The organism is Streptomyces spinosisporus (genome assembly GCF_022698145.1).
GTDB classification, from domain to species: domain Bacteria; phylum Actinomycetota; class Actinomycetes; order Streptomycetales; family Streptomycetaceae; genus Streptomyces; species Streptomyces spinosisporus.
On the sequence record NZ_JALDAX010000006.1, the window covers coordinates 446344 to 456425 of the forward strand.

Below are 10082 nucleotides of genomic sequence, written 5' to 3' on the forward strand. Positions count from 1 at the left end.
CCCCACGGGCGCTCCCCTTTCATCCGACGGGCTCCTAGTCTGGCGCGCGGCCCGGAAGCCTTCCGGGCCCACGTCCCGTCATCGAAAGGCTCACGCATGCGCCTTCAACGGCTGCGCGCAGCACGGCGATCCGGTGCAAGATCCGCGGCGGTCCTCCTGGCCACGGCCGTGGCCCTGAGCGTTCCGTTCCCGTCCGTGGGGGCCGACGCCGCCGAGCGTCCGTCCTCGCTCGTCGACCCCCTGATCGGCTCCTCCGGCGGCGGCAACACCTATCCCGGCGCCACCCTGCCGTACGGGATGATCGGCTGGTCGCCGACCAGCACCACCGGGGACCAGACGAGCACCGGGGCGGCCAACGGCTACGAGTACAACGCCACCCGCATCCGCGGTCTGAGCCTCACCCATGTCAACGGCGCCGGCTGCAACCCCGGCGCGGCAGGGGACGTACCGATCATGCCGTTCGTCGGCGATGTCACGTCCTCGCCGTCGGCGGACACCAAGGACGCCGTCTACGCGTCCAACTTCTCGCACGCCGACGAGAAGGCGACGCCGGGCCGCTACACCCTCGGCCTCGCGTCCGGCGCCAAGGCCGACCTCGCGGTCAGCGAGCGCGCGGGCGTCGCCGACTTCAGCTTCCCGGACGACCGTCCGGCCAATCTGCTCTTCCGTGTCTCCAACTCCCTGAACGGCAGCGAGGATGCGCACGTCGACATCGACGCCGCGCACCGCAAGGTGACCGGCTGGGTGCTGACCGGCGCGTTCTGCGGGCGCCGCGCCAACGGCGGGGTCAACAACCGCAAGAGCTACTACAAGCTGTACTTCAGCGCCTCCTTCGACCGTGCCTTCTCCTCGACCGGCACCTGGAAGGACGCGACCGTCTCCCCCGGCTCGACCTCCGCCTCCGGCGGGGAGGGCTATGCGACGGGCGCGGACCGGGCCGGGCGCGGCTCCGGCGGCTGGGTCGGCTTCGACACCAGCGCTGACAACGATGTCCACATGCGGATCGGCATCTCCTACGTCAGTCAGAAGGGCGCCGAGGCCAATCTGCGCGAGGAGATCCCGGCGCACGCGAGCGTCGCGCAGGTCGCCGAGGCGGGAGCGCGGGCCTGGGACCGTGAACTGGACGTGGTCCGCGTGCGGGGCGGCAGCGCGGCCCGCCGCCAGACCTTCTACACGGCGCTCTATCACTCCCTGATGCAGCCCAACCTGATCAGCGACACCGACGGCCGCTACTGGGGCATGGACCAGGCCGTCCACCGGCTGGCCCGCGGACAGCGCGCGCAGTACAGCAACTTCTCGGGCTGGGACCAGTACCGGGCCCAGATCCAGCTGCTCGCCCTGCTCAAGCCCACCGTGGCGGGCGACTTCGCCCAGTCCCTCTACAACTTCGCCCAGCAGAACGGCGGAGTGTGGGACCGCTGGGTGCACATCAGCGGCGCCACCCACGTCATGACCGGCGACCCCTCGGCGGCGACCCTGGCCACCTTCTACGCCATGGGGGTGCGCAACTTCGACTACAAGGGCGCCTTCGACTCCCTGGTCCGGCAGGCCACGGTGCCCAACCCCGACGGACTCTCGGACGCCGGCTGCCCCGGCCAGTGCGTCGGTCAACGCCCCAATCTGGCCCAGTACTTGAGTTCCCACTACGCAGCCCAGGACGTGTGCCACTGCTGGGGCGGGGCCGCCGAGACCCTGGAGGACGCCGTCGCCGACTCCGCGCTCGCCCAGTGGGCGAAGCTGCTGGGGCGGGACACCGAGGCCAAGGTCTTCAGCGAGCGCGGCGGTTACTGGCGCAACGTCTTCAACCCGGACACCGGGTACATCCAGGCCCGCAAGCTCGACGGTTCGTGGGTGACGCCGTTCAGCCCGGGCAGCGACCTCGGCTTCGCACAGGGCACGAGCGCGACGTACACCTGGATGGTGCCGCAGGACGTCCAGGGCCTCGCCGACGCGATGGGCGGACGTGAGGCGGGGGCCGACCGGCTCGACGGCTTCTTCCACAAGGCCGACGGCTCCTGGTCGGTGCGGGGCGGCGACGCGCTGCGCTACGACCCCACCAACGAGCCCGGAATCCACGCGCCTTGGCTCTACAACGCCCTGGGACAGCCCTGGAAGACGCAGGCGACCGTGCGGCAGATCGTCGACACCGTGTACGGCACCGGGCCCTCGGGCCTGCCCGGCAACGACGACCTGGGCACCATGTCCGCCTGGTACGTCTTCTCCGCGCTCGGCATCTACCCGCAGACACCGGGCACCGCGCGCATGCTGCTGGGCGCACCGGTCTTCCCCTCGGCCGTGATCGACCGGCCGGGCCGCAAGGACATCGTGATCACGGCACCGGACGCCGACGACACCCACATCTACGTCGACGCCGTACGCCTCGGTGGCCGCACCCTCGACCGGTCGTGGACCGGCCCGGGCCTGCCCCTCTCCGGCGGACGGCTCGACTTCCGGCTCGCGGAACAGCCGAACACCCAATGGGCGACGAACCCGGCCACTTTGCCCGAGTGAGCTGAGCCCGGCCGGGTTGCGAACCCCCGACCTCCCGGCATGCTGAACGGCGGCCGTCGTATGCCACCACTGCGTGGACGACGGCCGCCCCGGGAGGTCGCCATGAGGGCCGACGAGCCGGTGCCGCCGGGCCGCACCGGGCTGCGCGTCAGCCGTCTCGGCCTGGGCCTCGCGTCACTGGGCGGGCTGTTCACGCCCGTCACCGACCGGGACGCCACCGCCGTCCTCGACCGTGCCTGGCGGTCGGGCATCCGGCTGTGCGACCCCGGTCCCGTCCGGGTTCTGGCCGGCCGCCGAGGCCGTCGGCCTGCTGCCCGCGCCCTCGCCCTCGCCCTCGCCCGGTTGATCCCCGACGGCCGTCCGGGAGCCGTACAGGCGTTCCCTACGATGAACCGGTGACGAGTGACACCCCCACACGGGCCGGCACCGACGAGGACGCCCGCCGCGCCGCGCAGCCCGCGGCCACCTCCTGGGCACAGCGCCTGCGCCGGTTCGGCTATACGCCGGCCTCACGCACCGACACCCGCGAGCACCTGGCTCCCGCTTTCCCCGAACCGGGCACCCGTGTCTGGCGAACGCTGGGCCTGGGGCCGGACCTGGCCCGGCGCGTCGCGGGATCCATGGGCTGGGTGGGCCCGGTCCTCGTCGCCGTGCTCGCCGGAGTGCTCCGGTTCTGGCGGCTCGGCAGCCCGCGCGCCGTGGTCTTCGACGAGACGTTCTACGCCAAGGACGCCTGGTCGATGCTCCGGCTCGGCTACGAGGGCAGCTGGCCCGACCGCAAGGTCGCCGATCCGCAGATCCTGGCGCACCCGCAGGTGATCCCGCTCTCCGACACCGGCAGCTTCGTCGCGCACCCGCCGATGGGCAAGTGGGTGATCGCCGTCGGGGAGCAGTTGTTCGGCCTCGACCCGGTCGGCTGGCGGTTCATGACGGCCCTGCTCGGCACGCTGTCGGTGCTCATGCTGTGCCGAATAGGACGCCGGCTGTTCCGCTCGACGCTGCTGGGCTGTCTGGCCGGAGCACTGCTCGCGGTGGACGGTCTGCACTTCGTGATGAGCCGCACCGCCCTGCTCGACCTGGTGGTCATGTTCTTCGCGCTCGCGGCCTTCGGCTGTCTGCTCATCGACCGGGACCGGGCGCGGGCCCGCCTCGCGGCAGCCCTGCCCGTCGGCGAGGACGGCTTCGCACGGCCCGACGAGCACACCGGTGAGCGGGTCGGTCTCGGCCCGCGTCCCTGGCGGCTCGCGGCCGGAGTCCTGCTGGGGCTGGCCGCCGCGAGCAAGTGGAACGGCCTGTACTTCCTCGTCTTCTTCACCGCCCTGACCCTTCTGTGGGACGTCGGCTCCCGCCGCGTGGCGGGCGCCCACCGCCCCTACCAGGCCGTACTGCGCAAGGACTTCGGCTGGTCGGTGCTCTCCCTGGTCCCGGTCGCCGTGCTGACGTACCTGGCGACCTGGACCGGCTGGTTCCTCTCCGACAAGGGCTACGGCCGCCACTGGGCGGACGGCCGCGGCGGCACCTGGTCGTGGATCCCCGCTCCGCTGCGCAGCCTGTGGCACTACGAGCATGCCGTCTACGAGTTCAACATCGGCCTGCACACCCCGCACCGCTACCAGTCCAACCCCTGGAGCTGGCTGGTCCAGGGGCGGCCCGTGGCCTTCTACTACGAGTCGCCCAAGTCCGGGGAGCAGGGCTGCCACGCGGCCTCCGGCTGCTCGCAGGAGATCCTCGGCCTGGGCACCCCGCTGCTGTGGTGGGCGGCCTGCGCCGCCGTGGTCTACCTCCTGTTCCGGTGGGCGCTGCGCCGGGACTGGCGTGCGGGCGCGATCCTGTGCGCGGTGGCCGCCGGGTATCTCCCCTGGTTCAACTACCAGGACCGCACGATCTTCTCGTTCTACGCCGTCGCCTTCGTGCCGTACCTCTGTCTGGCCGTGGCCATGATGGTGGGCGCCCTGCTCGGGCCGTCCGGCGCGAACGAGCGGCGCCGGCTGGTCGGAGCGGTGAGCGCGGGCGTGCTGGTGCTGCTGATCGTGTGGAACTTCATCTACTTCTATCCGATCTACACGGGCACGACGATCCCGTACTCCGACTGGCACGCCCGGATGTGGCTGGACACCTGGATCTGAGACGGGAGTGGGAGCTCGTGGTCGTCACAGCGTCTCCAACTCCCCTGTCGTACGGCCGAGATAGGTGACCGGGCCGGGGTCCGGCACATCGATCTCGTGGAAGCCGAGACGGTCGTAGAAGGCCCTGGCCGGGGTGTTGGCCGTGACCATGCACAGGTGCACGGCGGGCACACCCCGGTCGTGCAGGGCCGCGAGGAGGGTGCGCATCAGGGCACGGCCGTGACCGCGGCCCTGCCAGGCGGGGAGCAGATCGATGTGCAGATGGGCCGGGTGCGCGGCGACCTCGGGGACGATCATCCGCTCCGGTTCGTGGAGGAGCGGGATCATGGCCTCGTCCGGGGTGCGCGGCGGTCCGGCGGGCTCCGGGTAGCGGTCCGCGACCAGGGGCAGCCACTTCGAGCGGAAGGCCTCGACGAAGCGGGGTGTGTCGGCGGTGCCGAGGACGTAGCCGACCGCCTCACCCTCTCCGTCGTCGAGGACGAAGGCCAGCTCCGGTTCCAGGTGGACGTACGGAGCCGCGAAGATCGTCGGGAAGATGGTGGGGTCGGCGTAGACGGGCCTGCTGTCCTGGCCGTTGTGCGCGGTGCGGATGCAGATGTCGTCGAGGGCCGCGCGGTCGTCGGGGCGGTACGGGCGGATGGCGGGAGTCGGAGTCATCGCAGCATCGTCGCCCCTTTGGGAGCGCTCCCACAAGAGTGTGGGTGCGGGCGCGGGCCCTTGCCGTGCGGGTGAGGGCCCGGGCGTTGGGCCCGGGCCCTCGCGCCGGTGTCACACGTGCGGTCGGCGGCCCCGCTCCTGGTGCGGGAACTTCTGGTCGGCCCCGGGAAGCGTGGGCTTGGGGAGGGTCGCCACCTCCTCCTTCGCCTTCTCCAGCTGCTCCGCCGTGTCGTCGGGCAGGCGCGGCGAGCGCGGGCGGGCGTCTCGGAAGCGGAAGGCCGTCGTGAAGTCGCCGAAGGTCTCGCGCCGCCAGTCGCTGACGTTGGGCTCCTCGACCCCTGTGAAGCGCTCCAGGAACTGCAGCGCGGAGGTGTGGTCGAAGGCCTCCGAGGCGACCCAACCGCCCACGGTCCAGGGCGAGATGATGATCGCCGGGACCCGGAACCCGCCGCCGATCGGGAGCCCCTGGATGACCTCGTCGGGCGTCCCCGCGGGCGGCGTCGGCGGCGCCACGTGGTCGAACAGGCCGTCGTTCTCGTCGTAGTTGAGGATGAACGCCGTCTTGCGCCACACCTTGGGGTTGGCGGCGATCGCCTCGATCTTCGAGGCGACGAAGTCGGCGCCCGCGGCGGGCAGGTAGTCGGGGTGCTCGGACTGGTAGCTGGTCGGCATGATCCAGCTGACCGCCGGCAGCCGGTCGTTGCGGGCGTCGTCCTCGAAGGTGCCCTCGGGCTGCGGGCGTACGCCGCGCTCATACAGGTCGGAGCCGGGCTGCGCGTTCTTGAACGTCGCGAACTGCTCCAGCATGTTGCAGCCGTAGTCGTCGTCCTGCTGATACACCTTCCAGCTGACGCCCGCGGCCTGGAGACGCTCGGCGTACGTCGTCCAGCGGTACGGCGTCGGCGCGACGTTGCTGATGATCGGGCCGCCCTGGGTGCCGCCCGGGTCGATCGAACCGGTCATCCACATCAGGCGGTTGGGCCAGGTGGGGCCGAAGACGGAGCAGTAGTAGTTGTCGCAGATGGTGAAGGTCTCGGCGAGCGCGAACTGGAACGGTATGTCCTCGCGCGTGTAATAGCCCATGACGTAGGGGCCGTTGACGCCGTCGGCCTTGCGGTGGGCCGGCAGCCACTGGTCCATCCTGCCGCCGTTCCAGGCCTGGTGCTGCACGGACCAGGCGTGGCTGGTGGAGGGGATCGCCTGTGCGCTGGACTTGTGCGTGTCGAGGTGGAAGGGCAGGAGATAGCCCTTCGGGTTCACGGAGTCGGGCTGGTAGAAGACGGATCGCCCGTTGTCGAGCCTGAGCGCGTGCTGGTCGCCGAAGCCGCGGACACCCGAGAGGGTGCCGAAGTAGTGGTCGAAGGACCGGTTCTCCTGCATCAGCATGACGACGTGCTCGATGTCGCGCAGCGAGCCGTTCTTCGGCGGCTCGGCGGCGACGGCCTTCTGGACGCTCGGCGGCAGGAGGGAGAGGGCCGCGGCACCGCCCAGCGCACCGGCGGCCGAACCCAGGAGTCTACGGCGTGTCAACTCGGCCATGATTGCCCCTTCTTGAGCGAAACGAGCTCTGCGGAGTGAGGGCCGGCCCGCCGGGGGGGTCGCGGGCCGTCGATCACTCTCCGCCCGGGACGACGGGGCCCGTCAGGGGCTGCTGATGAACATGCGGCCAATGCACGGGGAGGAGTTGGCCAAGCCGTGACTTGGAACACCGGGGTGTTGCTTGGGTGTTGGTTGGTGTTGGGGGGTGGGGGTTGTTGTGGGTGCGGTCACGCTCCAGAGGGGGCGATCACATCCGGAACGGTTCGCCACGCCCGACGGACCCGGTCATGCCCCAGAAGGTTGGATCACGCTCCGCACTGATCAACCGCACCCCGGGTTCGCGACGCCCGCCCGGAAGCCCGGTCACGCCCCGGTGCTCCGTGCCGGAGGTGAGGTCTCGGTCCGCGGCCATGGCGGCGCACCCGTGCGATGCCGGGAGGCGTGATTCTCCTGCGGGCTGCGTCCGCCCAGGTGCGCCCGGGCCCCCTCGTGGCGCATTCTTGCTGTGTCACCCGTCGGGCGGCGGGCATGGACGAGGTAGGGCCGATGAGTGGGAGCGCGGAGGACGCACACCGGATGCCCGGTCAGCTGGCCTCGCTGCTGATCGACGTCTCCACGGAGGCGGTCGGAGCGACCCGAGGCCATGCGGGAGGGGTCTATCTGCGCTCCGGCACGCCCGGTCTGCTGCGCCTGGCGGTGCTCACGGGACTTCCGGGCCCGCTGTTCCGGCCGTGGTGGCGGATGCATGTGGACCGGCCGTTCCCGGTGGCAGACGCCTACCGGCTCGGCCTCCAGGTCGTCCTGCCGAACGCCACGGAAACGATGCGCCGCTATCCCCAGTTCGCGGCGGGTCTGCCGTTCCAGTTCGGCTCGCTGTACGTCCCGGTCGTGGCCGGTACGACGACCTTCGGCGTGCTGACCGTGCTGTGCCCCTCCGCTACGGACGCGACCGAACTGCTGCACCACCGCGACCGTATGGTGCGACTGGCCGAGGACCTGGGCGCGTCGCTGCGGCGCCTGGAGGACGGCGGCAGGTCGTCGGTCGCCTGGGACGGCGAGCCCGTGTGCGTACGGCCGCCGGGCGCCCGCCCGCCCGCGGGGCGCGCCGGGGGTTTCGCCTGGGACCCGGTGACGGACGTCGTGACGGCGGACGAGCGGCTGCCCGCGCTGCTCGGGGTGCCCGCGGACGAGTTCGCCACGTCCGTGCAGGCGCTCGCGGACGCCGTAGCCCCCGCCGAGGCGCAGCGAGTGTTGACCGCGCTGCGCGAGACGGCAGGCGGCAGACCACCCCCGCTGCCCCTGTACGTACGGTCCGAGGACGGCGCCCTGCGGCTCGTCGAACTGTGGAGCCCGTACGCCTCCCCGTCCCCGCCCGGCACCCCCTCCGGCGCACATCCCGTGCGCGGCTTCGTCGTCGATCCAGGTCCCGGCGCGGCCGCCGACGCCGCCGCCGACCTGCTGCCCGAGGGGGTGCTCTGCCTGGACCGGCTCGGGCTGATCCTCTACGCCAACCCGCGCGCCGGCCAGCTGCTGCGGCGTTCCCGCACCCAGCTGCTCAGCCACTCGCTCTGGGACGGCGTGCCCTGGCTGAACCAGCCCGCCGTGGAGGACCATCTGCGCAGCGCGCTGCTCTGCCCCGACCCGGTGCGCTTCCATGTGGAGCGGCCGGTTCCCACCGGCGGGGAGCGCGATCCGGGCACGTACGAAGGTGACCGGCTCGATGTGTGCGTCTATCCAGGGCCTGACGTTCTGACGTGCGTGTTCCGTCCGGCGAGCCGTGTGACGGAGGCCGGGGAACTCGCGTCACAGCCGGGGGTGGGGCTGTCGGAGTCGGACTCCGAGTCGGCCACAGCCGTGTCGCCGACCGGCCCACCCCCCTCCCCGCCACCCGCGAGCCCGTCCATGGCCCCGCTGTACCGGCCCATCGTGCTCGCCATCGCGCTCACCGAGGCGGTCACCGCGCGTCAGGTGGCGGCCGTGGTCACGCGGGAGGTGCTGCCGGCGTTCGGCGGACGCCGGCTCGCCATCTATCTGGTGCAGGACCGCCATCTGTATCTGGCCTGGGAGAACGGCTTCCCGAAGGGGTTCCTCGCGCCCTTCGAGGGAGTGGGCCTGGACGCCCGGCTGCCCGGGGTGGAGACCCTGACCACGGGCCGGCCGATCTTCTTCGACTCGATGAGGCAGCTGGAGGAGGCGTACCCGGGGATCGCGCTGGACGCGAACGAGGGGGCGCGCGCGTTCCTGCCGCTGATCGCCTCCGGGCGTCCGGTCGGCTCCTGCATCCTCGGCTTCGACCGCTCCCGCAGCTTCAGCACCGAGGAGCGCACGGTGCTCACCGCGCTCGCGGGCCTGATCGCGCACGCGATGGAGAAGGCCCAGCGCTACGAGACCGAGGCGGCGCTCGCGCGGGGGCTGCAGCAGGCGCTGCTGCCCCGCCGGCTGTCGGTGCACCCGCAGGTGGAGGCCACCGGGCGGTATCTGCCCGGCACCCAGGGCATGGAGGTGGGCGGTGACTGGTACGACGTCGTCGAGGCGGGCGACGGGCTGGCGCTGGTCATCGGCGACGTGCAGGGGCACGGTGTGCAGGCGGCGGCCACCATGGGTCAACTGCGCAGTGCGGTAAGGGCGTTCGCGCTCGGCGACCGGGCGCCGGACGAGGTGATGAGCGGTACCAACCATCTGCTCATCGACCTCGACCCCGGCCAGTTCGCGAGCTGCTGCTACATCCGGCTGGACCCGGCCTCCGGTCAGGCACGGGTGGCCCGGGCCGGACATCCGCCGCCGCTGCTGCGGCAGCCGGACGGGCACACCGAGGTGCTGGATCTGCCCGGCGGCGTCGTACTCGGAGTGGATCCGCACGCCCACTACCCCGTCGCCGAACTCCACATCGAGCCCGGCGCCGTCCTCGCCCTCTACACGGACGGGCTCGTGGAACGCCCCGGCGTCGACATCGACGACGGCATCACCGCCCTGCGCGTCGCCCTGTCAAAGGTCGGCGCCCCCGCCACCCGCCCGAGCCGCCGCACCCTCGCCGGCATGGCCGACCGCCTCACCGCCCTGGCCCGCCACACCACCCACCGCCCCGACGACATCTCCCTCCTCCTCGCCACCCGCCACCCACCCACCAACCCCCACCACTGACACCCGAGCACCCAACCCCCCCACCCCCCCCCCCACCCACCCCCTATCCCACACCGCCCCACCAGCCACGCCGCTCCCCGGCACCGCCACCGCCCCCCTCGCCCCCCC

Annotated in this window: 6 protein-coding genes; 4 read left to right on the top strand and 2 right to left on the bottom strand. The window is 72.0% G+C overall.

Features of this window, described 5'->3' with window-relative positions:
* Window positions 1–96 precede the first annotated feature (96 nt).
* The 3 genes from MQN93_RS19425 (at window position 97) to MQN93_RS19435 (ending at window position 4637) form a co-directional block, all read left to right on the top strand.
* Complete coding sequence (locus MQN93_RS19425) at window positions 97–2511, top strand: GH92 family glycosyl hydrolase (RefSeq protein WP_242710502.1); 2415 nt, start codon at window positions 97–99, stop codon at window positions 2509–2511.
* Between the two features lie 102 nt (window positions 2512–2613).
* A complete protein-coding gene (locus MQN93_RS19430; protein ID WP_242710503.1) occupies window positions 2614–2910 on the top strand; it encodes a hypothetical protein in 297 nt (98 codons plus the stop codon).
* The gene (locus MQN93_RS19435; RefSeq protein WP_242710504.1) at window positions 2907–4637 is read left to right on the top strand and encodes a dolichyl-phosphate-mannose--protein mannosyltransferase; all 1731 of its coding nucleotides are present in this window, start codon (window positions 2907–2909) and stop codon (window positions 4635–4637) included. Before MQN93_RS19430 ends, MQN93_RS19435 begins: the two co-directional genes overlap by 4 nt.
* 24 nt (window positions 4638–4661) lie before the next feature.
* Here the strand turns inward: MQN93_RS19435 and MQN93_RS19440 are convergent, their stop codons facing one another.
* Window positions 4662–5294: a GNAT family N-acetyltransferase gene (locus MQN93_RS19440; RefSeq protein WP_242710505.1), complete on the bottom strand. Its 633-nt coding sequence runs from the start codon at window positions 5292–5294 to the stop codon at window positions 4662–4664.
* 111 nt (window positions 5295–5405) lie between these two features.
* The gene (locus tag MQN93_RS19445; RefSeq protein ID WP_242710506.1) at window positions 5406–6833 is read right to left on the bottom strand and encodes an alkaline phosphatase family protein; all 1428 of its coding nucleotides are present in this window, start codon (window positions 6831–6833) and stop codon (window positions 5406–5408) included.
* 546 nt (window positions 6834–7379) lie between these two features.
* On the opposite strand from MQN93_RS19445, the gene MQN93_RS19450 reads away from it, so the two are divergent.
* Window positions 7380–9974, top strand: a complete 2595-nt coding sequence (locus tag MQN93_RS19450; RefSeq protein WP_242710507.1) for a SpoIIE family protein phosphatase — start codon at window positions 7380–7382, stop codon at window positions 9972–9974.
* Window positions 9975–10082 lie beyond the last annotated feature (108 nt).